Origin of the sequence: Arthrobacter sp. zg.Y820 (genome assembly GCF_030125555.1) — a bacterium.
Lineage (GTDB): Bacteria > Actinomycetota > Actinomycetes > Actinomycetales > Micrococcaceae > Arthrobacter_B.
Genome location: NZ_JASKLX010000001.1, coordinates 370849 through 397022 on the forward strand (window position 1 = coordinate 370849; position 26174 = coordinate 397022).

Sequence of the window (26174 nt, forward strand, 5' to 3'; positions counted from 1 at the left end):
ATGTGGTTTCCCGGCGCGGGCCGGTAGGGAAGGATCCGGAGGGCTAGCCCCGGGGAAGGCCCAGGATGCGTTCGGCAATGACGTTGAGCTGGATTTCGACTGTTCCGCCGCCGATCAGGACCTGCGGAACGGCGAGCTGGCCGGTCACTGCATCGCCCGGTGCCGAGGCGAAGAGCGCACCCGGCCCGGCCAGCGCCAGGACGTGGGACGCGGCCTCGCGCGTCAGCCGGGCATGGGCGACCTTGGCCAGCGAGGATCCCGCTCCGGGTTGCATGCCGTTGACCTGGCGCAGGGTCTCCCGCAGGTTCAGGGCTCCGATGGCCGAGCTGACGGCGGCAATGCGGCCGAGCGAGGTGAAGGCAGCGTCCTCACTGCCGGAGTAGCTGCCCTGGCTGATCATGGTGCGCAGCGCCTCTTCGGTTCCCACCGAAACGCCGGAGGAAATCTGGGTCCGTTCGTTCTGCAGCGTGGTGGCGGTGATGCGCCAACCCTGCCCGGGTTCTCCGAGCAGATAGGCATCGGGAACGAAGACCGAATCAAGGAAGACCTCGTTGAATTCCGCGTCGCCGGTTGACTGCTTCAGGGGACGGACTTCCACGCCGGCGCTTCGCATGTCGATGAGGAAGTAGCTCAGGCCCTTGTGCTTGGGCACGTCCTTGTCGGTGCGGGCCAGGCAGATGCCCCAGTCGGCCTCATGGGCGCCGGACGTCCAGACTTTTTGCCCCTTCAGCTCCCAGCCGCCCTCCACCTTGACGGCGCGGGTGGCCAGGCCGGCCAGGTCGGAGCCTGCGCCGGGTTCGGAGAAGAGCTGGCACCAGATCAGCTCGCCGCGCAGGGTCGGCAGCGCGAACTGCTCCTTAACAGCGTCGCTGCCGTACGCCAGGATGGTCGGCATCGCCCATTCACCGATCACGGAGGAGGGCGGCGTCAGCCCGCGGCGTGCGTACTCCTGGGAAATGACCACCTGCTGCGCCGGCGTGGCACCCAGTCCGTAGGGTGCCGACCAGTGCGGGGCGGCGAGCCCCTCCTCGGCCAGGAAGGTCCGCTGCGACCCGCGGGAGTACCAGCGGCCGCCGTCGTGCTCATTTGTCAGGGTTTGCGCGCGGTCCAGCAGCTGGCCGATGCATGCGCGGAATGCCGGGTCTTCATCCGGCAGCTCGATGTCGATGCGGCGGTCCAGCTGGAGGGCCGTCTTGCCCGTGGCGACAAGGCATTCGCTCAGGGACCCCACCTGCGCCCCCAGGGTCATTGCGCGCCGCCAGAACAGGTGGGCGTCGTGCTCCCAGGTGAAGCCAATGCCGCCGAAGATTGTCACGGCTTCGGTGACGGCCTCCACCGAGGGGACGATGGCGGCCGAAATCGCGGCGCCGGCCGCCAGCTTCTGCTGGTCCTCGTCCTGGTCGAGCGAGACCAGGGCGGACCACGCAGCGGCGGCGGCGAGCTCCGCGGCTATCAGGAGGTTGGCGCACTTGTGCTTGATGGCTTGGAAGGAACCGATCGGGGCGCCGAACTGTTCCCGCATTTTGGCGTACGCCGTGGATGCCTCGACAGCCCAGCGCATGATGCCGGAAGCTTCGGCGGCAAGGAGCCCGGCCTGCAGGGTTTCCACGTGGACGACACTCAGGCCTTCCAGAATTTCCTCGCTGCCGACGAGCAGGCCGGTGAGTTCGAGCGTGCCGGCGTCGCGGGTGAGGTCGGTGCAGGGAACGGCCGTGCGGCTGACCCCGGCGCTCCGGACATCGACCAGCGCAAACCGGGTATCCCCGCCGGCGGCGAATCCGATGACGAGGAAGTCGGCCGAAAGCAGCGAGAGCACCGGTGCCGTGCCCCGCAGTTCCCAGCCGCCGTCGGCCGCTGCTGCGCTGACCGTGCCGGCGGGAAGCACAAGGGCACCCCGTGCCCCCTCCGCGAATTCGGCCAGCCCGCGCGTCGCGGCCTTGCAGTCGCCGGCTGCCGCCACGGCAGCGCTGGCAAGAACTGTGGAGACATAGGGGCCGGGCACCAGGCGGCGGGCGAACTCCTCCACCACAATCGCGGTGTCGGCCACCGTTCCACCCTGTCCGCCGTGTTCTTCACTGATGTGCAGGGAGTGCAGGCCGTTCTTTACCAGCTCATCCCAGTACGGCGCCGGTTCGCCTGCCCCGTACGCCGGAAGCTGTTCGCGTGTCGCCAGCGTGTCGGCGAAGCGGGAGGCAAAATCGGAGGCCGCGGCACACAGGTCCGTGTGCTCTTCGGTAAGGGCTAGCGCCATGTAATGACTCCAATGTCATGAACTCGCCGGTCCGGTTTTGGCACACGGACGGCGTCTGTCGGGGATCACAAACTGAATCTGGACTCTAGTTCACAAATGTGACCTAGGCAACACTCTGCTTGGTTGGTGTTGCAGGAACGGCACGTAGCCGGGGATTTGGGCCGGCGGAACAGGGCCGAAGGGACATCGGGGCCGGGAACCCGGGAACCGCCGGACGCGGCAACTTGGAGCCTGACGGGAACGCTGCGGTCGGTCTGCATAAAAAACCCGTTCCGGGAAAAACCGGCCGTTTGGGGCGTTTCCTACCACCGCGGACCGGCTGGATTCGCCCGAAATGGCAGGGGAATCCCGAAGCAGCGGGGGACGCCCGAAATGGTGGGCAAATCCCGGACCGGCGGGGGACGCCCCAAATGGCAGGGGAATCCCGAACCGGCGAAGCCTGCGAGCCGCTCCGAAGGCCGGTGCTTCAGGCGTTTGCGACTGCCCGTGCGGGCCGTTTGGCGGGCATGTAGCATGCGGCCTACTTCCGGCATCGATGTCCGGGGGAAAGCAGCCACAGGGGACAGACATGACGCAGGAGTACGCAGACAGCACCGAGCACATCAACCGCACCGAAAACACCCAACCAACCGCCGACACGGATGTCTTTGACGAGTGGGACCGCATTGTCGACGTCCTGGTGGTCGGCACCGGCGCAGCGGCCCTGACGGCGGCGATCACGGCCGCGGAGGAGGAACAGGACGTCCTGGTGGTGGAAAGCACCGACGTCTGGGGCGGCACCACTTCCGTCTCCGGCGGCGGCTTGTGGATGCCGAACAATCCGCTCATGGCCAAGGCCGGGGTGCCGGACAGCACCGAGAAGGCCCTGACCTACATGGAGACGGTGATCGCCGACGTCGGGCCGGTCTCCTCCCGCGAGCGCAAGCTCGCGTTCCTGACCTCAATTCCCGACGTCGTCACCCTTCTCTCGTCGCTGGGCGTGCGGTGGATGCGGTCCAAGGACTATCCGGACTACTACCCCGACAAGCCCGGCGGCATGATCGGCCGGTCGCTGGAGGTCAAAGCCTTCGACACCAAGGCGCTGGGCACGTGGTTTAAATCCTCCCGCGCCGCGAAGTCGGGCATTCCGGTGCCGCTGGCGACCGACGACGTCTGGGAACTGTCCCGCGCCTGGTCCACGCCCAGCGGCTTCATCCGCGGCGCCCGCTTTGTCTTCCGCACCCTCGGCGGACTGGCCCGCGGCAAGCGGCTGTACGGGCTGGGCGGTGCCCTCTCCTCCTCGCTCATGCACGTTGTGAGGCAGCAGCAGACGCCGGTCTGGCTGTCTTCCCCGCTGCTTGACCTGATCCAGGACGACGACGGCGCCGTGGTGGGCGCCGTCGTCACCCACCGCGGGCGCCCGGTCCGGATCCGCACCCGGAAGGGTGTGGTGCTGGGGGCCGGCGGATTTGCCCGGAACGCCGAGTGGCGCAAAAAGTACCACGGGCTGGACCAGGAATATTCGTCGGCTCCGGAAGGAGACCAGGGGGACGTGATCGACTTGGTGGCGCAGCGAGGAGGAGCGCTCGCGCTGATGGACGATGCCTGGTGGGGGCCGTCCACCGTCGCCCCCGGCGGCGGCGTCGCCTTCTCGCTGGCGGAGCGGTCCATGCCGCATTCGCTGGTCGTGGACTCCTCGGGCGTGCGGTACCTCAACGAGTCCGAGTCCTACGTGGACTTCGGGCACCACATGCTTGAACGCAACGCCACGGTGCCCGCCAATCCGTCCTGGCTGGTGATGGAAGCCCGGCACACCCGGCGCTACCTGTTCTCCGCGATCATGGTCGGGCGGAAGAAGTGGGCTGCCGAAGGGCTGCTCCTGAAGGATGACACCCTGGCCGGGCTCGCCCGGCAGATGGGGGTTCCCGAGGCGAACCTGGTCTCCACGGTGCAGCGGTTCAACGGATTTGCCCGCACCGGCGTGGACGAGGACTTCGGCCGGGGCAACACCGCGTACGACAACTACTACGGGGATCCGAGCGTGAAGCCGAACCCCAATCTGGGTGCCCTGGAGAACGGCCCGTTCACCGCGGTCCGGCTCTACCCCGGGGACCTGGGCACCAAGGGCGGCCTGGTGACGGATCCGGATGCCCGGGTGCTGCGGGAGGACGGTTCGGTGATTGAGGGCCTCTACGCCGCGGGCAACACCACCGCCTCGGTCATGGGACGCACCTATCCCGGCGCCGGAGCCACCATTGCCCCGGCCGTGGTGTTCGGATATCGGGGCGCACTGCACGCAGCGGGCCGTACCACCGCGGCCGGAAAGAGGGCCGTCGCAGTGGAAGCGCTGCAGGGCGCCTAGCCGGCCGCCGGAAGAGGGCCGCCGGGAGAGGGGCACCGCAGGGGAGCACCGGCACCGGGGCTGCCGCGGCCGGCCATAAACTGGAGCGGTGACTGATTTCGCCGGTGTTCCCGATGCGCCCCAGAGTTTCAACCTTCCGCTGCTCGAGGCTCTCGCCTCGGACCTGGCGGAGGCCCGCTACACAGTTGACGGGGTGGCGGACTTCCTGGGGGAGTCCGCCGCCGCCGCGCTCGGCCGTGACCAGCTGGTGCCGGCGGTCCTTCGCTGCCGGGAAGAGGCGCAACGACAGGATCCGGCGCCGGTGCACGCGATGATCCTGCTCTGGCTGGCCGGAGAGGACCTGGGCCGGGCGCTGCTGGACCGCGCTTTTCCCCGGACCCGGACCGAGGGGCTGCTGGCGCTGGGACTGCTGGAGCCCTCGCCGGCCGACGACGGCGGGGCCTTCCGCGCCGCCGTCGACCTGCGGCCGTACGGCATCAGCGACGCTGGCCCCGCCGACTCCGCGGACGCTGACACGACCGCCGAGCCCGACACTGATGCACCGGACGCCGGACCCGTCGCCGACGGCGGCAACCTTTGGGTGGCCAGTGACCTCGGCGCCCACCAGCGCCCGGGCGTGCTGCGCCACGACCACGTGCTGGGCATCGGGCAGGCTTCGCTCAGCCTGGCCCAGCTGACCGTCCGCCGGCCCGTGGACCGGGCGCTGGACCTGGGCACCGGCTGCGGCATCCAAGCGTTCCACCTGCTCCGACATGCCCGCCACGTCACGGCAACGGACATTTCGCCGCGCGCGCTCGCCTTCACCCGCTTCAACCTGCTGCTGAACGCCCGTGCCCTGGAGGTGGATCCGCAGCAGCTCCACGACCGGGTTTCCCTGCGGCTGGGCAGCCTGCTGGAACCGGTGGCCGGAGAGCGGTTTGACCTGGTGGTGTCCAACCCGCCGTTCGTCATCACCCCGCGGGGCGCCGGGGAGGATCCGGAGGGCCGCTTCACCTACCGTGACGGCGGCCTGGCCGGCGACGAAATCGTGGCAACGCTGGTGCGGACCCTGCACCGGGTGCTCGTTCCGGGCGGCACGGCGCAGATGCTGGGCAACTGGGAGATCCGGGCGAGTGATTTTGCCGACATCCCGGCAATCGAAACCGGCGCCGCCGGACCCGCTCCGTGGTCAGCTCGCATCGAGGCGTGGCTGCCGCCGGACACCGATGCCTGGGTAATCCAGCGCGAGGTGCTGGAACCGGCCGAATACGCCGAGATGTGGCTGCGGGACGCCGCCGAGAACCGGGACCGCAGCGAGTACCTGGCGTCCTATGCCGCGTATCTGGCGGATTTCGCCTCCCGGGAAGTGGCCGCCGTCGGCTTCGGCTCCCTCTTCCTGCGCCGCCGGGCCGACCCGGCCTCCGCGCCGCTGCGCCGGTTCGAGGAGATTACCCACGCCCTCGAACAGCCCGTGGGGCCGCACCTGGGCGCCGCCGTCGCGCGGTTTGACTGGCTGGCCGCGCACCCCTCGCTGGCAAATGAACACCTGGAAGTGGCCGACGACGTGACGGAGGAGCGCCACGCCCGTCCCGGCGCGGAGCACCCGGGAGTGATCCTGCTGCGCCAGGGTGCGGGCCTGCGCCGGACCAACCTGATGAGCACCGAGCTGACCGGGTTCGTTTCCGCCTGCGACGGCGAACTGTCGACGGGGCAGATCATCGGTGCCCTCGCGGCGCTGCTGGGGCGTCCGGACCCGGACTTTGCCCGCGGCCTGGAAGCCGAGGTCCGCAACCTGGTGCTGGACGGATTCTTGGTTCCCGCGGCTCCCTGACACCCGCCGGCCCGGCCGCGGTGTTTTGGGAGGCAAGTCAGCAACTCCCATTCAATGCAGTTACCCTAGGTCTGGGGCATCCCGCATACTGTCTGAGGATGAACCGGGCCAGGCATCAGAGCTCGGGCGCGGCCCCTTACCCTTTGAACCACCTTTGTTACGTAGGAGAACAGTGCCAGTTAAGGCGAGCGACAAGAAGACCGGCAAGAAGTTAGTCATTGTCGAGTCTCCCGCCAAGGGCAAGACCATTGCCGGCTATTTGGGCGAGGGCTTCGAGGTGACGGCCTCCATGGGCCACATCCGCGACCTCCCGCAGCCGTCGGACTTGCCGGCCGAGCTGAAGAAGACCGGCGTCGGCAAGTTCGCCGTCGACCTGGACAACGACTTCGAGCCGTATTACGTGGTCTCCGCCGACAAGAAGAAGAAGGTCGCCGAGCTCAAGGCCGCCCTCAAGGACGCCGACGAGCTCTACCTCGCAACTGACGGTGACCGCGAAGGCGAAGCCATTGCCTGGCACCTGCTGCAGGTGCTCAAGCCCAAGGTTCCGGTGCACCGCCTGACCTTCCCCGAAATCACCAAGGAAGCCATTCAGCGCGCCCTGCTGGAGATGCGCGACGTCGATGTCGCCATGGTTGACGCGCAGGAAACCCGCCGCATCCTGGACCGCCTGTACGGGTACGAGATTTCTCCGGTGCTCTGGCGCAAGGTGGCCCGCGGCCTGTCCGCCGGCCGCGTGCAGTCCGTGGCCACCCGTTTGGTGGTGGAGCGCGAACGCGAGCGCATGGCGTTCCGTCCCGCCTCCTACTGGGACCTGCTGGGCACCTTCGCCACCGATGCCGCCGAGTCCTTCAAGGCCAAGCTGGTCTCCGTGGACGGCGCACGCGTTGCCACCGGCAAGGACTTCAGCGACCTCGGCCAGCTCAAGGCCAAGTCCGTGGCCCACCTGGACGAAGCGGCAGCCACCTCGCTGGCCGCCAACCTGGCGTCGGCGTCGTTCTCCGTCCGCTCCGTGGACACCAAGCCGTACACCCGCCGTCCGGCCGCACCGTTCACCACCTCCACCCTGCAGCAGGAGGCCGGCCGCAAGCTGCGCTACTCCTCCAAGGTGACCATGCAGGTGGCGCAGCGGCTGTACGAAAACGGTTACATCACCTACATGCGTACCGATTCCCCGGCGCTGTCGGACCAGGCCATCAACGCCGCCCGCCGGCAGGCCTCTGAACTCTACGGCCCGGAATACGTGCCCGAGGCCCGCCGCGTCTACAAGGGCAAGTCCAAGAACGCGCAGGAAGCCCATGAGGCCATCCGCCCCGCCGGTGACTCGTTCCGCACCCCGGCGCAGGTCGCCTCCTCGCTGCGCGGCGACGAGTTCAAGCTCTACGAACTGATCTGGAAGCGCACCGTCGCCTCGCAGATGGCCGACGCCAAGGGCTCGACGGCGTCCGTCCGCCTGGGCGCCGTTGCTTCCGACGGCCGGGACGCCGAGTTCTCGGCCTCCGGCACCGTCATCACGTTCCGCGGCTTCATGGCCGCCTACGAGGAGGGCCGCGACGCCGCCCGCGACGACGACGCCGAAGGCACCGAGGGTGCCCGCCTGCCGGTTTTGAAGGCCGACGACGCGCTCACCGCAGCGGACCTCAACGCCGTCGGGCACGAGACCTCCCCGCCGCCGCGCTACACGGAAGCGTCGCTGGTGAAGGTGCTCGAAGAGCTCGGCATCGGCCGCCCGTCCACCTACGCCGCAACCATCTCCACCATCATGGACCGCGGCTATGTCACCAACCGCGGCCAGGCCCTGGTGCCCAGCTGGATCGCATTCTCCGTGGTGCGGCTGCTGGAGGAGCACTTCACCAACTACGTGGACTACGACTTCACGGCCGAACTCGAAGAGGACCTGGACCGCATTGCCCGCGGCGAGGCCGGCCGCGTGGAGTGGCTGAACCAGTTCTACTACGGTGACCGCGTGGACACCGGGCTGCACACGATCGTGAACGACCTGGGCGAAATCGACGCCAAGGCGATCAACTCGATCGAGATCGCGCCGGGCATCACCCTGCGCGTGGGCAAGTTCGGCCCGTACCTGGAACGCCCGCTGCCCGCCGACGCCCCGGAAGGCACCGAGCCCGAGCGCGCCAACGTTCCCGAGGACCTGGCCCCCGATGAGCTGACCGCCGAAAAGGCGATCGAGCTGATGGAAACCGCCGGACCGGAGGAACGCGTGCTCGGCGAGGATCCGGAAACCGGGCGCACCATCGTGGCCCGCAACGGCCGCTACGGCCCGTACGTCATCGAGCTGATCCCCGAGGTCACCGCCGAGGAGCTGGCGAACCAGCCGGTGGAGTACTACAAGAACGGCAAGCCCAAGCCGCCGAAGAAGCCGGTCAAGGCCAAGCCGCGCACCGGCTCGCTGTTCAAAACCATGAGCGTGGAAACCGTCACGCTCGAGGAAGCGCTGAAGCTGATGAAGCTCCCGCGCGTCCTGGGCACCGACGCCGAGGGCAACGAGATCACCGTGCAGAACGGCCGCTTCGGCCCGTACCTGAAGAAGGGCACTGACTCCCGTTCCATCGGTTCCGAAGAGGAAATCTTCACCATCACGCTGGAACAGGCGCTGGAAATCTACGCCCAGCCCAAGCAGCGCGGCGGCCGGCAGGCAGCGGCTCCGCTGGCGGAGTTCGGCACGGATCCGGTGTCGGAGAAGCCCATTGTGGTCAAGGACGGCCGCTTCGGTCCGTACATCACCGACGGCATCACCAACATCACGGTGCCCCGGTCCACGGCCATTGAAGAGCTGACCCGCGAGCAGGCCATCGAGCTGCTGGCGGAGAAGCGCGAAAAGGGTCCGGCCAAGAAGCCGGCCGCCCGCAAGCCGGCGGCCCGCAAGCGCGCACCGGCCAAGAAGTAGGCCGCTGACGGGATCCGGCCGCCGTTCCCATGTTTGCCGAAGGGCAGCTGCCGTGTACGGGAGCTGCCCTTCGGCGCGGGATAATGGTGTCATGCGCTTAGGAGTCCTCGACATCGGGTCCAACACCGTCCACCTGCTGCTGGTGGACGCGCATCCGGGTGCCCGGCCGGTGCCGTTTGCCTCCCACAAGCGGCCGCTGTCGCTGATCGCCTACCTCGACGACGACGGCGCCATCACCGAAGCGGGGCAGCGCGAGTTGATCGGCTTCGTGGCGGAAGCCGGGGAGTTTGCCCGCCGCCACCGCGCCCAGGACCTGCTCTCCTTCTGCACCTCGGCGATCCGGGAAGCACCCAACGGTGCGGCCGTGCTCGCCCGGGTGGAGGCCGAAACCACTGTCCGGCTGAAGGAACTGAGCGGCGCCGACGAGGCGTCGCTGACCTTCCTGGCCGTCCGCCGCTGGTACGGCTGGGGCGCCGGCACCCTGCTGGACCTGGACATCGGCGGGGGATCCTTCGAAATGGCGCAGGGCGCCGACGAACTTCCCGAGACCGCGCTGTCCCTGCCGCTGGGTGCCGGACGGCTGACCCGCGACTGGCTTCCGGGCGATCCGCCCACGGCCAAGAGCATCAAGAAGCTGCGCAAGCACATCCGGGCAGCGGTGCAGGAAGCCGCGGCGGAGTTTGCTGCCTGCGGCCGTCCGAACCTCGCCGTCGGCACGTCCAAGACCTTCCGCTCGCTGGCCCGCATCACCGGTGCCGCCCCGTCCGCTGCCGGGCCCTACGTGCGCCGCCAGCTGCAGCGCACCGACCTCGGACTGTGGACCAAGCGCCTGGAAACCATGAGCATCAGCGACCGCAGCAACCTCGACGGCGTGTCCCCGATCCGCGCGTCGCAGGTGCTCGCCGGTGCCATGACGGCCCACGCGGCCATGGAAGCCTTCGATCTTCCGGTGCTCGAGATCTGCCCCTGGGCGCTGCGCGAGGGGCTGATCCTGCAGCGCTTCGACACCCTGCGCTTCGAATCAGACGGCCCGCTGCCGGACAGCCCCCTGCCGGACAGCCGCCTCCCGGAACGGGTGCCGGAGATGGCGCCCCTGACAGCCACTTCTACGGAAAGTCCAGCTGAATGACCACGTCACCAGAGATTTCCCTGACGGAAGAGGACACCGCCCCGTTCATCCCGGTGGCCCTGTCCAGCGCCTCCGTCTATCCGCTGAGCGTGCACGACACCTTCGCCGTCGCCCACGACCTGGGCTACGACGGCGTGGAGATCATGGTTACCGGCAGCAACGACAGCCAAAACCCGCAGATCCTGAGCGCACTCAGCGAGCGCTACTCACAGCCCATCATGGCCATTCACGCGCCCACCCTGCTGCTGACCCAGCAGGTCTGGGGCAAGGCCTGGACCAAGATTGAGCTGTCCGCCGCGATGGCCGCCGAGGTGGGGGCCAAGACAGTGGTGGCGCATCCGCCGTTCCGCTGGCAGTCCGGCTACGCGGAGAACTTCGCCGAGGGCGTGCGGCACATCGCCGAGCAGTACGGCGTAACCATTGCCGTGGAGAACATGTACCCGTGGCGGGTCCGCGGCCGCGAAGCCAAGGCCTACCTGCCGCACTGGAATCCGGTGACGGAACCCTACGAGCATGTCACCTGGGACTTCTCCCATGCCGCGATCGCCGGGATGGATTCCTATGAGGAACTGCGCAAGCTCGGCTCCCGCCTGCGTCACGTGCACCTGACCGACGGCACGCCCAACGGGCGCGACGAGCACATGCTGCCCGGTGAAGGCACCCAGCGCTGCGCCGAAGCCCTGCAGTACCTGAGCGAAACGGGGTACACCGGCGTGGTGGCCATTGAAGTGAGTACCCGCAAGGTCAAGGGCGCCGGCGAGCGGGAGGACCAGCTAAAGCAGACCCTGGACTTCGCCCGCATGAACCTGGGCCAGATCTCGGAGTAGCCCGATACGGAGCCCCGCGGGGTGCCGTGACAGAATCGGGGGCATGGATACCGGACATACCCACCTGACCTTTTTGGGCTGCGGCTCAATGAACGAAGCCATTCTTGGCGGAATCCTCGCCGGCGGGATGCCGCCCGCACAGGTGAGCGCCACCGTGCGGCGCCCCGAACGGGCAGCCGAACTGCGCGGACGCTACGCCGGCCTCACCGTGCTGGCCAGCAACGATGACCCGGAAGCCAACCGCACCGCGGCAGCGGGCGCCGACGTCGTCGTCGTCGGCGTGAAGCCGGTGGGCGTCGCGGCGCTCTTGGCGGAAATCGCCCCAGCCCTGCGTCCGGGCACCGTGGTGATCAGCGTGGCCGCGGCTGTCTCCCTGGAGCTGTTGGAAGCGGGGCTTCCCGCCGGCCAGCCCGTCATCCGCTCCATGCCCAACACGCCGTCCCGGCTGGGCCGCGGCGTCGTGTCCATCTCCGCCGGCACCAACGCCACCGAGGCCACCATGGCGCTGGCCGCCGAGCTCTTGTCCGCCACCGGCCGTGTGGTCCAGGTGCCGGAAGAGCAGGTCGACGCCGTGTCCGCCGTGAGCGGCTCCGGTCCGGCCTACGCCTTTTACCTGGCCGAAGCCATGGCCCGCGCCGGCGTGGAGCTGGGCCTGGATCCCGAGCTCTCGGCGGTCCTCGCCCGCGACACCGTCGCCGGTGCCGGCTACATGCTCGCCGAGCCGGGCGCCGATGCCGGTGTGCTGCGCCGCGCCGTGACCAGCCCCAACGGCACCACCGAGGCCGCCATCCGCAGCTTCGACGAGCAGGGACTGCCCGATGTCGTGGCCCGCGGGGCCCGTGCCGCCGCCGAGCGGGCAGCGGAGATCACCGCGGAGCTCTCGGCCGCGCAGAAGTAGCGGCGTCGGCCGGGTCCGCGTGGAAGCCGCCATAGCTGCGCTTTCGGTGCGCCGCGATGGCGCCGCCCAGCGTGGAAGTCGCCATAGCTGCGCTCTCGGTGCGGGAACGTCCGCAGGATGGAAAGAACCCCGCGGGACGGACGCGCAGAAAGCTAGGGGCGGGCGGCGAACCGCTCGAGCAGGTCCACGTGTCCGGAGACAATCAGCATGTCGCGGGACGACACCCTGGTGTCTGCCCGCGCGTAGGTGAAGTCCTCACCGGGTGACTTCACGCCCACCACGGTGACCCCGTACTTGGAGCGCACGTTGGACTCGCCCAGCGTGAAGCCCTGGGTTTCCCGGGGCGGATACATCTTCACGATGGCGAAGTCGTCGTCGAACTCGATGAAGTCCAGCATGCGGCCGCCGACCAGGTGCGCCGCGCGCCGGCCGGCGTCGGCCTCCGGATAAATCACGTGGTTGGCGCCGATCCGGGTCAGGATCTTGCCGTGCGCGGAAGTGATCGCCTTGACCCAGAGGTGCTCGATGCCCAGATCCACCAGGTTCACGGTGATCAGCACACTGGATTCGATGGAGGTGCCGACGCCGACGACGGCGGAGGAAAAGTCCTGCGCGCCCAGCTGCTTGAGGGCATCGATGTTGGTGGCGTCGGCCTGCACCACGTGGGTCAGGAGGCTTGACGCCTTCTGGACCAGGCTCGGATCGCGCTCGATGGCGAGGACTTCGCGGCCCTGCTTAACCAGCTGTTCAGCGGTGGCGGAGCCAAAGCGTCCCAATCCGATGACGAGGACGGGAGCGTTGTGAGCTGGTCTGTCAGCCAATGATTGGCCTTTCTTCGGGGTAGTGGTACAGCGTGTTGCGCTGCCGGGTTGCCAGGGCCGCGGCCAGGGTAATGGTACCCACGCGGCCGGCGAACATGAGGGCGGCGAGCAGGTATTTGCCGGCCGGCGGCAACGCTTCGCTCAGTCCCGTGCTCAGCCCAACCGTGGCAAAGGCGGAAATCACCTCGAACAGGACCGGCTCCAGCGTCTCAGCGGTGATGGCCAGCAGCGCCACCGTGGCCACGGCCACCAGGGTGGCGCCGAGGACGACCACCGAGATGGCCACCCGCATTGCGCTGTACGCAATGGTCCTGCCGAAGGCCCGCACATCGGAGTCACCGCGGGCTTCGGCCACGATCGCCAGGAAGATGACGGCCAGGGTGGTGACCTTGATGCCGCCGGCGGTGGAGGCAGAGCCGCCGCCGGCGAACATGAGCATGTCGGTGATGACCAGCGTGCTGGAATCCAGGTCGGACATGTCCACCAGGTTGAAGCCGCCGGACCGGGTCATCACGGAGGCGAACACCGAATGCAGGATCCGGTCCGCCACGTTCATGTCGCCGATGGTGGCGGTGTTGAACCATTCGAAGGCGCCCCAAAGGACGCTGCCGCCGACCAGCAGAATGGTAGTGACAAGCAGTGTGAGCTTGGTGTGCAGATTCCATTGCTTGACGTGGAATTTGCTCTGCAGCAGGACCATGATCACCGGGAAGCCGAGGCTGCCCAGGAAAACCCCCGCCATCAGCGGCCCGAGGATCCACAGATCTTCGTCGTACGGCACCAGCCCGTCCGAGTGCGGGGTGAAGCCGGCGTTGTTGAACGCGGAGATTGAATAGAACACGGCATGCCAGATTGCCTGGCCGGGGGACTCTCCCAGAATCATGAACCGGGGGGCCATGATCAAGGCCAGCACCAGCTCGATCGCCACGGTGGTGGTGACCACGATGCGCAGCAGCGAACCGACTTCCCCCAGGCGGCCGGTGTTCATGCCTTCCTGGGCAATCAGCTTTCCGCGCACGCCCAGCCGCCGGTTCACGGCCAGGGCCAGCAGCGATGCCATGGTCAGGATGCCCAGCCCGCCCACCTGGATGGCGATCAGGATCAGCACCTGCCCGAAGCCGGACCAGTGCGTGGCGGTGGACACCACGGTCAGCCCGGTGACGCAGACAGCCGACACTGCGGTGAAGAGGGCGTCGTGCAGGGGAGTGACGTCACCGCTGCTCGACGAGGCAGGCAGCGACAGCAGGGCGGTGAACAGCAGGATCACCAGGGCGAAGACAATCAGGGCCAGCCGGGCGGGGGAACTGGCAGCCAGGGCATCCACGAAGTCGCGCAGCGCGGAGAACGCCCGCAAGGGGTTTAGCTGCCGCAGCTGCAGCCGGGGCTGCCGGATGGGTGCCATATTCGTGCTTGTTTCCTTGGTTCCAGATGGGGTGCGGTGCTCCGCGCAGTAGTAAACCACCGATGCGGCTGCCGGCAGCGTCCGGCGGCGTGCCGCGGTGTCAGTCTCCTAGTATTGCGCACATCGCGTAGCCTGTTCAGCATGATCAACCGCGGACTCAGTCTTCCGGTCATGCCGACCCGCATCATCTGGCACGAGGCCATGCTGGACTACAACTTTGGGCTTGGCCATCCCATGAGTCCGCTGCGCCTGGACCTCACCGCCAGGCTGGCAAGGGACCTGGGGATCTTTGACCTGCCGGGCGTGTCCCTGGGCGAGCCGTTCGTGGCCAGTGACCAGGAGCTCGGGACGGTGCACGGCAGCGAGTACATTGCCGGGGTCCGCAGCGTCAGCGCGGATCCGGGGTCCACCAATGAAAAGTATGGGCTCGGCACCGAGGACAATCCGGCTTTCGCCGGCATGCATGACGCCAGTGCGCGGCTCGTGGGCGGTTCGCTGGCCGCGGCCGACGCCGTCCTCTCCGGCGATGTGCTGCACGCCGTGAACTTCGGCGGCGGCATGCATCACGCGGCCGCCGAGCACGCCTCTGGTTTCTGCATCTACAACGACGCCGCGGCCGCCGTCGCCCGGCTGCTCGCCGGCGGTGCCAACAAGGTCCTCTACATCGACGTCGACGCCCACCACGGCGACGGCACCCAGAGCATCTTCTGGAACGACCCCCGGGTCATGACGATTTCCCTGCATGAAAGCGGGCTGACGCTCTTCCCGGGCACCGGCTTCGCCAATGAGACCGGCGGCCCCGGCGCGGAAGGAACGGCAGTCAACGTTGCGCTGCCGGCCAGGACGGGCGACAGCGGTTGGCTGCGGGCCTTCCATGCAGTGGTTCCGCAACTGGCTGAGGCTTTTGCCCCGGACGTGATCGTGAGTCAGCATGGCTGCGACAGCCACACCGATGATCCGCTGACCAACCTCCGGCTCAGCGTGGACACCCAGCGGCAGGCGGCCCTGACGATCGCCGACCTTGCATCCACCCTCTGCGGCGGACGGTGGATCGCCACGGGCGGCGGGGGATACAACGTGGTTTCCGTGGTGCCGCGGTCCTGGAGCCTGCTGATGTCAGTGGCGGCCAACGGCCGCATCCGGTGCAACACCCCGGTCCCCGAACCGTGGCGGGAGTACGTCAAGGAGCGGTACGGGGAGGATTCCCCGCCGCTGATGGGCGACGGGATTGAGCTGTGGTGGCGGTCCTGGGAAGTCGGCTACGACCCCAACGACGAGATCGACCGCACGGTGATGGCCACCCGCAAGGAAGTCTTTCCGCTGCATGGCCTTGATCCCTGGTTCGACTAGGCAAACCGGTCCGCGGCGGCGCAGCTGCGGACCGGCCCGGCAGCGAAACCGGCCTTTGGCCGGGGAACGGATAAAGTGGGTGTCATGGTCATCGATGATGTTTTTGCCGTCATTGCGGAAGGCACCCGCCGTGAGCTGCTGGGGGCGCTGCGCAGCGGAGATAAATCCGTGGGCGCCCTCGTGGAAGAGCTGGAAGTCAGCCAGCCCACCGTCTCGAAGCACCTGAAGGTCCTCCGGGAGGCCGGCCTGGTCAGCATGCGGGCCGAAGGACAGAAACGCTACTACTCGCTGCAGACCGCTCCGCTAGATGAGATCGTGCTGTGGCTCCGGGCCTTCGACCTTCCGTCGCTCCAAGCGGCAAAGACTCCCGACACACGGCTCGCTTCAGTGGCCGCAGTGGCCACCGCGACGGGGATCAGTCCCGCCGGGAACAACTCGGGGACGGCCCGCACCGGACGGCAGCTGTTTGCCGGCCGGCCGTCGTCGGCTGACTCCCGCATGGCCGAGTCCCGCACAGCTGATCCCCGCACGGCAGCGGCGGCCGCGGCAGCCGCACTGGAATCCGGAAGCGCCGAAGCGCAGCCGGTCGGCGGGGATCCGGTCGCCGCGCAGCATCTGGGACGCACCGTGGGCAGGGCGGCCGAACGCGCCGCCGATCTGCTGGGGCAGTTCCCGAAGTTCCGACGTCGTCGCTCCTAGGGCGTCTTCCCCCGTCACACGTCGCAGGCCCGGCACCGGACCGCTAGCGTAGTACGTGGGAAATACTCGAAGGAGCAATAACAACCATGGACTCAACACTCATCAGCGTGCGCGACGACGTTTTCCGGCGCAATCCCGGTGAAACCGAATTCCATCAGGCAGTCGTCGAAGTTTTCGACACTCTGGAACCGGTGCTCCGCAAGCATCCTGAGTTCGGGGAAGCCGCCATTCTGCAGCGCATCTGCGAACCGGAGCGCCAGATCATCTTCCGGGTGCCCTGGGTGGATGACCACGGCCAGGTGCAGATTAACCGCGGCTTCCGCGTCGAGTTCAACTCGGCCCTCGGCCCCTACAAGGGCGGCCTGCGGTTCCATCCCTCCGTGTACCTGGGGATCGTCAAGTTCCTCGGCTTTGAGCAGATCTTCAAGAACGCGCTGACCGGCATGCCGATCGGCGGCGGCAAGGGCGGATCCGACTTCGACCCGCGCGGCAAGTCCGACGCCGAAGTGATGCGTTTCTGCCAGTCCTTCATGACCGAGCTCTACCGCCACATCGGTGAATACACCGACGTCCCGGCCGGCGACATCGGCGTGGGCGGCCGCGAGATCGGCTATCTGTTCGGCCAGTACAAGCGGATCACCAACCGCTACGAATCCGGCGTGCTGACCGGCAAGGGCGTCAGCTGGGGCGGTTCCCTCGTTCGTCCCGAGGCCACCGGTTACGGCGTTGTGCTCTTTGTGGAGGAAATGCTCAAGACCCGGAACCTGAGCCTGGAGGGGCAGCGGGTCATCGTCTCCGGCTCGGGCAACGTGGCGATCAATGCGATCGCCAAGGCCCAGTCGCTCGGCGCCAATGTGGTGGCCTGCTCGGACTCGCAGGGCTACGTGGTGGACGAGACGGGCATCGATGTTGCGCTGCTGCGGGAGGTCAAGGAGGTCGAGCGCGGACGCATGACCGACTACGCCAAGCGCCGCGGCAGCTCAGCGACCTACGTGCCCGGCGGCTCCATCTGGGACGCCGGCGCGGCGGTGGCGCTTCCGTGCGCCACCCAGAACGAGCTCGACGACGGCGACGCCCGCTCCCTGATCAAGTCCGGGGTTGTCGCGGTTGCCGAAGGGGCCAACATGCCCTGCACGCCGAAGGCCATTGAAGCCTTCCAGGAAGCCAATGTGCTCTTCGGGCCCGGGAAGGCTGCGAACGCGGGCGGAGTGGCTACTTCGGCGCTGGAAATGCAGCAGAATGCCAGCCGCGATTCGTGGAGCTTTGAACACACCGAGCGCCGGCTGACGGAAATCATGGTCAACATCCATGACAACTGCGCCCGAACGGCCGAGGAATACGGTTCTCCCGGCAACTACGTGGTGGGGGCGAACATCAACGGCTTCGTGCGGGTGGCCGACGCCATGCTCGCCCAAGGCGTAATCTAACCCGCCGCACCCCGGCGGAAGCGGTCGGTCGACGGCTGAAGATGGCGGGTGAACTTCCACTATGGTGACCTCAGACACTAGAGTGGAAGACCGGACGGTTAAACCCAGTGGCAGTCCCCAGCAGGCACCCGCGTCTTCGGATTGACGCTGCATTGCAGCCGGTTGTTGCACATCAGCAAAGGAACTCAAGGCAAATGGCAGACGAGGGCAATTTCTCGGACGTACGGTTTCTGACCGTGTCAGAGGTCGCGGATGTCATGCGTGTGTCCAAGATGACCGTGTACCGGCTGGTGCATTCGGGCGAGCTGCCCGCTGTCCGTTTCGGGCGCTCCTACCGCGTGCCCGAATCAGCGGTCCAGCAGGTGCTGAAAAACGCCGTGATTGACCGTCGCTCGGACACTGCGTAGCGCTGTCACTGGATACCGCGGCGAGGCGGTACCCTGTTAAAGAACGTTTTACATCGTGGCAACTATCTGCCGGTGTCGACGCGCGGGTGCCAACGGTGCCGAAGCGTTGGAGCCGGCGTCTGACTATTTCAAGTTTGTGAGGACTCTGTGGGTTCAGTAATCAAGAAGCGCCGCAAGCGTATGGCCAAGAAGAAGCATCGTAAGCTGCTTCGCAAGACCCGCCACCAGCGTCGCAACAAGAAGTAACCAGGATCTTTCCTGGACAAACCCGCCGTGCACTTCGGAGCCGGCGGGTTTGTTGTTTAAACGCGCGGGCGCCTTCCCGGCGCTAGCGGGACCTGACCCAGGAGAAGCCCCGCCACAGCCCGTAGGCGCCCCCGGCCACGGTGGCGCTCTTCAAGCCCAGGGTGGCGGCCCGGCGTCCCGAGCGGAAGTCATAGATGGGCCAATTGCGGTCCCGCGCATGCCGGCGCAGCCGGGAGTCCGGGTTGATGGCCACCGGGTGCCCGACAATGCTGAGCAGGGGCACGTCGTTGTAGGAATCGCTGTAGGCCCAGCAGCGGCCCAGGTCGAGGCCTTCTTTTTCCGCCAGGACCTTGACGCCTTCGGCCTTGGCCGGGCCGTGCAGGAATTCGCCCACCAAACGGCCCGTGTAAAGCCCGTCGTCGATTTCGCTCACAGTTCCCAGGGCGCCCGTCAGGTGCAGCCGGTCCGCGATCACTGAAGCCACCTCAACGGGCGTGCCGGTGACCAGCCAGACGGGACGGCCGGATTTCATGTGCTGCTCGGTCAGCGCCCGGGTTCCCGGCCAGATCTTGGATTCGATCATCTCGTCGTAGACTTCTTCGCCGAGGACCCTGATATCTGCCGCGGCGAGGCCCGTGGCCAAAGTCAGGGCGGCGTCGCGCACCGAGTGCACGTCCTTGAGGTTCTCGCCCTGCAGCATGAACCGTGCCTGCTTGCGGGCGAAGCCAAACGCCTCCCGAAGCGTGAAAACCTTGCGCTGGTACATCTTGCGGCCCACATGGAACAGGCTGGCTCCCCGCATCAGGGTGTTGTCCACATCAAAGAACGCAGCCTCGCCAGGTTTGACCGCCGCTGCTGGAGGCTCGGCGGCTCGTACTGCGGTGGTTCGGGGCATACCCCTGAGTCTACGCATTAAGTCGCCGGGGTCACGGTCGCCCGTTCGGCGGAACGCAGGTACTGGACCGGGCGGCTATTTTAGAAGTATGACCTCCTCGGACACGTCCCCAGATCTCCTCCTGCTCACCCGGCCGGGCTGCCACCTGTGCGAAGCGGCCCGTGCGGTTCTGGAACGGATTCGTGCTGACCTCGCCATCAGCTGGCGCGAACAGTCCATTGAAGGCGATGCGGAACTGACGTCCCGGTTTGGGGAGGAGATACCGGTGCTCCTGATCGACGGGGTCCAGCGTGATTTCTGGCAGCTTGATGAGGCTCGGATCCGCCGGCTCCTGGGAGCCTAGGATCCGGGGCTTTGTCCCGCCCTGCCTCGGGCTTAGAGTGGGAAAACCGGGTAGACCTGGCGTACCGGGCAGCATCAGGTGCGGCACAGGCTCGCGCCCGCCGCGGGAGTACCCAACAAATGATAGGGACATGTGAGCATCTCCGAGGAACCAGGCCGACCGGCCGGTGCAGTTACCGCCCGGCATATTCCGCCTGCGTCGCTGGCCCGCCTGACGATCTACCTGCGGGCGCTGAGCAGCATGCTGGGCGAGGGCATTGAGCGGGTCTCATCGGATGAGCTGGCGGAAGCGGCGGGGGTTAATTCCCCCAAGCTCCGCAAGGACCTTTCCTATCTGGGTTCCTACGGCACCCGCGGCGTGGGCTATGACGTGTCCTACCTCAGCGAGCAGATTGCGGCCGCCCTGGGCCTGACCCGGAACTGGCGGGTGGCGATCGTCGGTGCCGGAAACCTGGGCAGGGCCCTTGCCGGGTATCCGGGATTCGGGTCGCGCGGATTTGAGGTGGTTGCCCTGTTCGACGCCGACCAGCTGGTGATCGGACAGGAAGTCGGCTGGCTGCGCGTCAGTTCCGTCGACGTCATGGAAAGCGTCCTGGACCGTGCCAAGGCCAACATGGCCGTCCTGTCCGTCCCCGCCGACGTGGCCCAGAACCTCTGCGACCGGCTGGTCGCGTGCGGCATCACCAGTATTCTGAGCTTCGCGCCAGTGGTGCTGCAGGTTCCGGACCACGTTCAGGTGCGCAAGGTGGACATGGCCACCGAATTGCAGATTTTGGCCTATCACGCACAGCGGGCCCAAGTCTCGGACATCGCCTCCGAAGCCCGGTCCCGGCTGGCCACCTAGCCTCGCGGTCAGCGCATACTCAAGTACCGGCTGCGCCGGGGTCGAAAGTACCTGTTGCATTCGTCCAGATAGAGCAGCGAGAGTCCCGCGATTGCCACCAGCACGGCAAACACCTGCAACACGGCCGCGGCCTGCATGGTCGCTACCAGTGCCATGGGAGCCAAGACCGAGGCGCCGATGCGCGCCCAGTTCCGGCCCTCCCGTATCAGGACGGCGACCAGCAGATAGAGACCGAAGACCACCAGGGCGGTGGCGAGTGTGACCGTCTGGATGGTGGTTACATATTCTGCGGCGTCGACGCCGAATATCTCGAGCAGGCCGGCATAGGCCGGAGGTTCCGTGACCGGGGCGCGGCTCGCCGCTATGCCTCCGCCGAGACTGATGATGCCGGCCATCACGATGGCGGCAAAAGACAGTCCCACTGCCCGCGGACGTCGGCCCTTCCACTCCCGGTAGGGAATCCGTGCCGGCACCGCCGGCCGTGGAGTGGCTGCGGGCGGTGCGGGCACTGAAACGCCGCCCGCCGTGCGGCCAAACGGGATTCGGCCGGACAGGGGGAGTGCAGCCGCCTCTTCGCCGGGAGGCATCTGCGGGGTTTCAGGTGCTGTGATGGGTGGTGCGTCCGGTGGTGTCCCGGAGCGTGTGGCCGGGTCCGTTTCCGGTTCCGCCGTCAGGGTCGCCACCGCCGTTCGGGGCTCCGGGCCCAGGCCCGGGTCCGACGGCGTTGTCTCGAGGGCCGGCTCTGCCGTCAGGGTCGGCACCGCCGTGGCCGTCGCCGGTTCATCAGCCGTCAGGGGGGTCGTTTCTGGCTCTCGGTCCACCGTCAGGGTTGGCACCGCCGTCTCGGGCTCCGGGTCCGGTTCCGGTTCCGGTTCCGAGACCAGGGTTGGCACCGCCGTCTCGGGCTCCGGTTTCGGGTCCGCCGTCAGGGTTGTTGCCACCGCCGTCCCGGGGTCCGGGTCCGGGTCCGCCGGAGTTTCCTCGATCATCGGTTCGGCTATCAGGATCTCGGCCGTCGTTTCGATCGCCGGTTCTGCCTCCGCCGTTTCAGCTTCCGGTTCCGCCGTCAGGGTTGCCACCGCCGGTTCTGCCTCCGCCGTTTCAGCTTCCGGTTCCGCCGTCAGGGTTGCCACCGCCCTTTCAGCCTCCGCCGATTCTGCCCCTTCCGGTTCCGCTGTCAGGGTCGTCACCGGTTCCACCCTTGGCGGGATCACGGCCACTGTCGGCCAAGTGGTTGCGCGCCGCCGCCGACGGAGGGACCGAATACGGGAGCCGAGGGCTCCGCGGGCCTTTTTGCCGAGCACCTGCACACGGCGCCGCAGTGGATTTGGGGAAGCGTGAAGTGGACTCATCCTCGGTGCCGCCTTCGGGAAAAGGGATACGCTCCGCGCCGGGTTTGAGCTGCCATCCCAGCGGGTGATCAAACGCTACAGCGCTTCCCCTGCGGTGTGACCAGAAGAGGACGGTTGAAGCCTGCGCAGGTGACAAAAAGGGCCGGCCCGTTTTCCGGACCGACCCTTTCGCCGTTGAACCGTGCCGTTGATCGGCAGCTGAGGCGTACCGCTTAGTAGGGACCGAACCGCGGCCGCGACTGGAAGTACGGCTGCGCCTGCGGGCGGTAGAGCATGACGATCCCGGCGATGCCGGCAAGCGAACCGAGCAACGAGATCAGCTCGATGGGGGAGGAGAACGCCAGACCGGTCACCAGGGAGAGCAGCACGCCGACGACGGACAACGCGGCAAAGACCGTTCCGATGATCCGCGCCCAGTTCTTGCCGCTGCGGATCAGGAAAGCGATCAGGACGTAGATGCCCAGGACGATCAGGGACATGACGATCCCGGTGGTGGCGGCAAAACTCCGCACCGTCTCTTCCGTCATGCCGGCGTCTTCAAACATCTGCCGGTCCTCGGGGGACACCGTGCTGAAAATATCTGCCGCCGAGATGGAAAGCGATGAGGCGATCATGTAGATGAGGGTCAGGATCCCGGCGGCCAGGATCAGCCAGAATCCGGTCATGACCTCGCGGGGCGGTGCCCCTTTGCTGCCCGGGGCCTGCCCGGGGCCCGGATACCCATACCCGGAGGGCTGCGCCGACTGATAGCCGTACGGGCTCTGCGGCTGCCCGTAGGGGTTCTGTCCATACGGCTGCTGTCCGTAAGGCTGCCCGGAGGACGGAGTCTGCTGCCCGGCGGCATTCGGCATCCCCGGCTGCCCGTACGGGGTGTAGGGCTGGTCGTTCTGGCCGGGCTGGTTCTGGCCGTACTGTCCCTGGCCGTGCCCCGGCTGCCCCGGCTGGGGAGTCTGGGGGAGCCGCTGGCCGTACTTCGGCTCGTCGGCGGCAGTGTTGGAATCTCGGGGACGGTTCGGGTCTCGGGGGTCCGGACTATTCGGAGGTGTGCTCATTGCCGCCTACTTGCTAGTTGGTGCAGACGCTGCTTCGGTCGGATGTGAGGGTCCTTCCGTTCCAGCGGTGTCTGGGTCCTGGGTGTCGGGTGCGGTCAGGCACCGCGAGATTCCGGTCGGCCGAAGCCCCGGATCTCGGCCGGGAACCACAACCGGATTTCTCCAGCCTATCGCGGCGTGCGCCGTCCGTCGCCGGGGCTCGGCCGATCGCGGACACGCGGTTTGGGGAAACGGCAAAGGACACCCCGGCCGGTGGCCGGAATGTCCTTTGAGGTGGCCTGTTCAGGCCGTGCGCGGAGGCAGGCTCAGGCTGCCGCCACAAACGCCGCGTCGACGCTGATGGTCACCTTGTCGCCGACCAGGACGCCGCCGGTTTCCAGTGCGGCATTCCAGGTCAGGCCAAAGTCCTTGCGGCTGATGACGGTGGTGCCGGAGAATCCGGCGCGGGTGGCGCCGAAGGGGTCCACAGCCACGCCGTTGAACTCCGTGTCCAGGATGACCGGAAGGGTGGTGCCCTTGATCGTCAGGTCCCCGGCAACCTTGTAGGTTTCACCGGAGCCTTCGACGCCGGTGACGGCGAACGTCAGTTCGGGGAACTGCTCGACGTCGAAGAAGTCGGCGCCCTTGACGTGGGCATCGCGGTTGGCGTCATTCGAGTTGAACGACGCGGCGTCGATGACGGCGTTGATGGTCGACTCTTCGATGGAGGAACCGATTTCCATCACGGCCGTGACCTTGTCAAAGCTTCCGCGCACCTTGCTGATGCCGGCGTGACGGACGGTGAAACCGATCTCGCTGTGCGAGGCATCGAGGTTCCACGTACCGGTGGTGAGCCCGTTGGGGGTCATGCTGTTCTCCTGTTGCTGGTGGGTGCCGGGGCGGAACCCCGGTGCATGTTCATGCATTTGCATCTACTGTTGCACGGATTCGTTCAAGCTTCAAGTATTTAGCAGATTTAGTTCAGCGCGCTCTCTCTGCGAAACTTAACGACATGTCCCGAGCCTCGATCCACCTTGTCCGCCATGGAGAAGTTTTCAATCCGGACGGAGTCCTCTACGGGCGCCTGCCCGAGTTCCACCTGTCCGACCTGGGGGAGCAGATGGCCCGCCGGGTGGCCGGCCACTTTGAAAGCCGGAAGAACGACGGCGCGAAGCTGGTGCATCTGGTCGCGTCACCGCTGACCCGGGCCCAGGAGACGGCGGCGCCGATCGCGGCCGCCCTCGGGCTGGAAATCACCACCGACGAGCGCATCTTGGAAGCGACCAACCGCTTCGAAGGCCTTTCCGGCGTCACCAGCCGGCTGCGGAACCCGCGGTACTGGCCTCTGATGTACAACCCCTTCAAGCCGTCCTGGGGTGAACCGTACGCAGTCCAGGTGGAACGCGTGATGACCGCCGTCAATGATGCCCGGATGCAGGCCGCTGTACTGGGCGGGGACGGAGCCGAGGCCGTGCTGGTCAGCCACCAGCTGCCCATCTGGGTCACGCGGCTTGCCGCCGAGGGTCGCAAGCTCTGGCACGATCCCCGCCAGCGCCAGTGCACGCTGACCTCGGTCACTACGCTGGAGTTCGACGGCGACAAGCTGATCGGGGTCCGGTATGCGGAGCCCTCCGCCGACCTTCTGCCCGGTGCTGCGAATATTCCGGGCGCATAATAGACTTACTACGCGTTGTAGAAGTGGCCGCCCCGCCGCGATGAAAGCTGGAAATAGTTGAAAAACCCTCAGAGCACTCCCCAGCCGGATGCCATGCGCCGCCGCTCCTTCCTGAAGCTCGGCGCCGGCCTGGCTCTTGGCGTGCCCTTGGTGACAGCAGCAGCGGGCTGCGCCGTCGAGGATCCGCTGGCTGCCCAGGCCAAGGCCGGCGACAACAAGAACTACATCGCCGGGGACGGATCGGTCACCGAGTATGCCGCAGACCAGCGCGGTGAAGCGGTGCGGCTTGAGGGCACCCTCTTTGACGGCACCGCCGTCTCATCCGCCGAATTCGCCGGCGACGTGGTGGTTCTGAACTTCTGGTATGCGGCCTGCGCCCCGTGCCGGAAGGAAGCTCCGGACCTGGTGGAACTGCACGGAATGTTCGAGCCCGAGGGGGCACGCTTCTACGGCGTGAACATCCGCGACGAGCGCAGCACGGCTGAAGCCTTTGAACGCTCCTTCGGCATTCCCTATCCCAGCTTCCAGGACAAGGACGGCGGAATCCTGCTGGCCATGACGCAGTTCGTGCCGCCGTCGGCCGTTCCCACCACCCTGGTGCTGGACCGCGAAGGCCGCGTTGCCGCCCGCATCCTCGGGCTGGCGGACAAGAGCACCCTGAAGGCCCTGATCTCCGACGCGCTGGCAGCCTAGCCGGTATGGTGCCCTCCGCCGTAACCGCCGCCGTTCCCGCGGCAGCCCTGCCCGCAGCCAATGTCTTCGCCGAGACCATCCTCAACGGGTCCATGCTGCTGGCCATTCCCGTTGCCGCCCTGGCCGGGCTGGTGTCGTTCCTGTCACCGTGCGTGCTGCCGCTGGTCCCGGGCTACCTGGGCTACGTCACCGGGCTGACCGGCGTCGATCTGCAGAAGCAGCGCCGCGGGCGGATGCTGGCCGGGATCGGTCTGTTCGTGCTGGGATTCTCCGCCGTCTTCGTCATCATCGGTGCCGGCGTCGGGCAGCTCGGCGGCTGGCTGCGCGGTTCCGACCAGGCCTGGATTCCGCAGGTCCTGGGAGCGGCCATCATCCTGCTCGGCATTGTCTTCATGGGCGGACTGAGCTGGTTCCAGCGGGACCGCAAAATCGCCGCCCGCCCGCCGGCGGGGCTCTGGGGCGCGCCGCTGCTGGGCATCACCTTCGGGCTGGGCTGGGCGCCGTGCCTGGGCCCGACCCTGTCCGCCGTCCAGCTGCTCTCCTTCTCCGGTGATGACGCCACGGCCGCCAAGGGCGCCTTCCTGACCTTCATCTACTGCCTCGGCCTGGGGCTTCCCTTCCTGCTCATCGCGCTGGGATTCCGGCGGGGGATGGGTGCGCTCGGCGTCTTCCGCCGGCACCGGCTCGCCCTCCAGCGGTTCGGCGGCGGCATGCTCATTGTCCTGGGCGTCCTGATGCTCACAGGTGTCTGGAACATCTGGATCAACAATCTCCAAGGTTGGTTGGATAGTGTGACCCTGCCGATTTGATGAACCTTGAACCGCAGTCT

At 67.3% G+C, this 26174-nt stretch carries 23 protein-coding genes; 16 read left to right on the forward strand and 7 right to left on the reverse strand.

What is annotated here, in order from left to right; translation table 11 throughout:
* Positions 1–43: 43 nt before the first annotated feature.
* Entirely contained in the window at positions 44–2251 is a 2208-nt protein-coding gene (locus QNN99_RS01700) for an acyl-CoA dehydrogenase family protein (protein WP_229964687.1), read from the reverse strand.
* A 568-nt stretch (positions 2252–2819) separates the two neighbouring features.
* Between QNN99_RS01700 and QNN99_RS01705 the strand changes: the two genes are divergently transcribed.
* The 6 genes from QNN99_RS01705 to proC all read left to right on the forward strand — a co-directional run bounded on the left by QNN99_RS01705 (position 2820) and on the right by proC (position 12161).
* Positions 2820–4592: an FAD-binding protein gene (locus tag QNN99_RS01705; RefSeq protein ID WP_229964688.1), complete on the forward strand. Its 1773-nt coding sequence runs from the start codon at positions 2820–2822 to the stop codon at positions 4590–4592.
* Positions 4593–4680: 88 nt separating this feature from the next.
* Positions 4681–6402, forward strand: a complete 1722-nt coding sequence (locus QNN99_RS01710) for a DUF7059 domain-containing protein (protein ID WP_229964689.1) — start codon at positions 4681–4683, stop codon at positions 6400–6402.
* 172 nt (positions 6403–6574) lie between these two features.
* Positions 6575–9307: a type I DNA topoisomerase gene (topA, locus tag QNN99_RS01715; protein WP_229964690.1), complete on the forward strand. Its 2733-nt coding sequence runs from the start codon at positions 6575–6577 to the stop codon at positions 9305–9307.
* 91 nt (positions 9308–9398) lie between these two features.
* Positions 9399–10436, forward strand: coding sequence for a Ppx/GppA family phosphatase (locus QNN99_RS01720; RefSeq protein ID WP_229964691.1), 1038 nt, complete (start codon positions 9399–9401; stop codon positions 10434–10436).
* Positions 10433–11263 carry a sugar phosphate isomerase/epimerase family protein gene (locus QNN99_RS01725; protein WP_229964692.1) on the forward strand — a complete coding sequence of 277 codons (831 nt, stop codon included), beginning with the start codon at positions 10433–10435 and terminating at the stop codon, positions 11261–11263. The genes QNN99_RS01720 and QNN99_RS01725 overlap by 4 nt, the downstream gene beginning before the upstream one ends.
* Before the next feature lie 43 nt (positions 11264–11306).
* Positions 11307–12161: a pyrroline-5-carboxylate reductase gene (gene proC, locus QNN99_RS01730; protein WP_229964693.1), complete on the forward strand. Its 855-nt coding sequence runs from the start codon at positions 11307–11309 to the stop codon at positions 12159–12161.
* A gap of 152 nt (positions 12162–12313) precedes the next feature.
* Here the strand turns inward: proC and QNN99_RS01735 are convergent, their stop codons facing one another.
* Positions 12314–12982 carry a potassium channel family protein gene (locus tag QNN99_RS01735; protein WP_229964694.1) on the reverse strand — a complete coding sequence of 223 codons (669 nt, stop codon included), beginning with the start codon at positions 12980–12982 and terminating at the stop codon, positions 12314–12316.
* Positions 12975–14384, reverse strand: coding sequence for a TrkH family potassium uptake protein (locus QNN99_RS01740; protein WP_229964695.1), 1410 nt, complete (start codon positions 14382–14384; stop codon positions 12975–12977). Before QNN99_RS01740 ends, QNN99_RS01735 begins: the two co-directional genes overlap by 8 nt.
* A 141-nt stretch (positions 14385–14525) precedes the next feature.
* Between QNN99_RS01740 and QNN99_RS01745 the strand changes: the two genes are divergently transcribed.
* The 5 genes from QNN99_RS01745 (at position 14526) to QNN99_RS01765 (ending at position 18513) form a co-directional block, all read left to right on the forward strand.
* On the forward strand, positions 14526–15734 hold the full coding sequence (locus QNN99_RS01745) for an acetoin utilization protein AcuC (protein WP_442860460.1): 1209 nt from the start codon (positions 14526–14528) through the stop codon (positions 15732–15734).
* A gap of 84 nt (positions 15735–15818) precedes the next feature.
* On the forward strand, positions 15819–16433 hold the full coding sequence (locus tag QNN99_RS01750) for an ArsR/SmtB family transcription factor (RefSeq protein ID WP_229964696.1): 615 nt from the start codon (positions 15819–15821) through the stop codon (positions 16431–16433).
* An 86-nt stretch (positions 16434–16519) separates the two neighbouring features.
* Complete coding sequence (gene gdhA / locus QNN99_RS01755) at positions 16520–17860, forward strand: NADP-specific glutamate dehydrogenase (protein ID WP_229964697.1); 1341 nt, start codon at positions 16520–16522, stop codon at positions 17858–17860.
* A gap of 194 nt (positions 17861–18054) precedes the next feature.
* Positions 18055–18267, forward strand: coding sequence for a helix-turn-helix domain-containing protein (locus tag QNN99_RS01760; RefSeq protein ID WP_210227694.1), 213 nt, complete (start codon positions 18055–18057; stop codon positions 18265–18267).
* A gap of 147 nt (positions 18268–18414) precedes the next feature.
* Positions 18415–18513: a 30S ribosomal protein bS22 gene (locus QNN99_RS01765; protein WP_003792170.1), complete on the forward strand. Its 99-nt coding sequence runs from the start codon at positions 18415–18417 to the stop codon at positions 18511–18513.
* 82 nt (positions 18514–18595) lie between these two features.
* Here the strand turns inward: QNN99_RS01765 and QNN99_RS01770 are convergent, their stop codons facing one another.
* On the reverse strand, positions 18596–19408 hold the full coding sequence (locus QNN99_RS01770; protein WP_229964698.1) for an HAD family hydrolase: 813 nt from the start codon (positions 19406–19408) through the stop codon (positions 18596–18598).
* Between the two features lie 88 nt (positions 19409–19496).
* On the opposite strand from QNN99_RS01770, the gene QNN99_RS01775 reads away from it, so the two are divergent.
* Both QNN99_RS01775 and QNN99_RS01780 read left to right on the forward strand, forming a co-directional pair.
* Positions 19497–19751 (forward strand): glutaredoxin family protein, encoded by a 255-nt coding sequence (locus tag QNN99_RS01775; protein WP_229964699.1) that lies wholly within the window; start codon positions 19497–19499, stop codon positions 19749–19751.
* 132 nt (positions 19752–19883) lie between these two features.
* Positions 19884–20594, forward strand: a complete 711-nt coding sequence (locus QNN99_RS01780) for a redox-sensing transcriptional repressor Rex (protein WP_229964700.1) — start codon at positions 19884–19886, stop codon at positions 20592–20594.
* Between the two features lie 8 nt (positions 20595–20602).
* Here the strand turns inward: QNN99_RS01780 and QNN99_RS01785 are convergent, their stop codons facing one another.
* The 3 genes from QNN99_RS01785 to QNN99_RS01795 form a co-directional block, all read right to left on the reverse strand.
* Entirely contained in the window at positions 20603–21784 is a 1182-nt protein-coding gene (locus tag QNN99_RS01785; RefSeq protein WP_229965069.1) for a hypothetical protein, read from the reverse strand.
* Positions 21785–22158: 374 nt separating this feature from the next.
* Positions 22159–22998 carry a hypothetical protein gene (locus QNN99_RS01790; RefSeq protein WP_229964701.1) on the reverse strand — a complete coding sequence of 280 codons (840 nt, stop codon included), beginning with the start codon at positions 22996–22998 and terminating at the stop codon, positions 22159–22161.
* Between the two features lie 305 nt (positions 22999–23303).
* On the reverse strand, positions 23304–23846 hold the full coding sequence (locus tag QNN99_RS01795; protein ID WP_229964702.1) for a YceI family protein: 543 nt from the start codon (positions 23844–23846) through the stop codon (positions 23304–23306).
* Between the two features lie 143 nt (positions 23847–23989).
* Here QNN99_RS01795 and QNN99_RS01800 point away from each other — a divergent pair, with 143 nt between their 5' ends.
* The 3 genes from QNN99_RS01800 (at position 23990) to QNN99_RS01810 (ending at position 26154) form a co-directional block, all read left to right on the forward strand.
* The gene (locus tag QNN99_RS01800) at positions 23990–24652 is read left to right on the forward strand and encodes a histidine phosphatase family protein (RefSeq protein WP_229964703.1); all 663 of its coding nucleotides are present in this window, start codon (positions 23990–23992) and stop codon (positions 24650–24652) included.
* Positions 24653–24745: 93 nt separating this feature from the next.
* Positions 24746–25345, forward strand: coding sequence for a TlpA family protein disulfide reductase (locus QNN99_RS01805; protein ID WP_229965045.1), 600 nt, complete (start codon positions 24746–24748; stop codon positions 25343–25345).
* A gap of 5 nt (positions 25346–25350) precedes the next feature.
* Positions 25351–26154: a cytochrome c biogenesis CcdA family protein gene (locus tag QNN99_RS01810; RefSeq protein WP_229964704.1), complete on the forward strand. Its 804-nt coding sequence runs from the start codon at positions 25351–25353 to the stop codon at positions 26152–26154.
* The last annotated feature ends 20 nt before the right edge of the window (positions 26155–26174 follow it).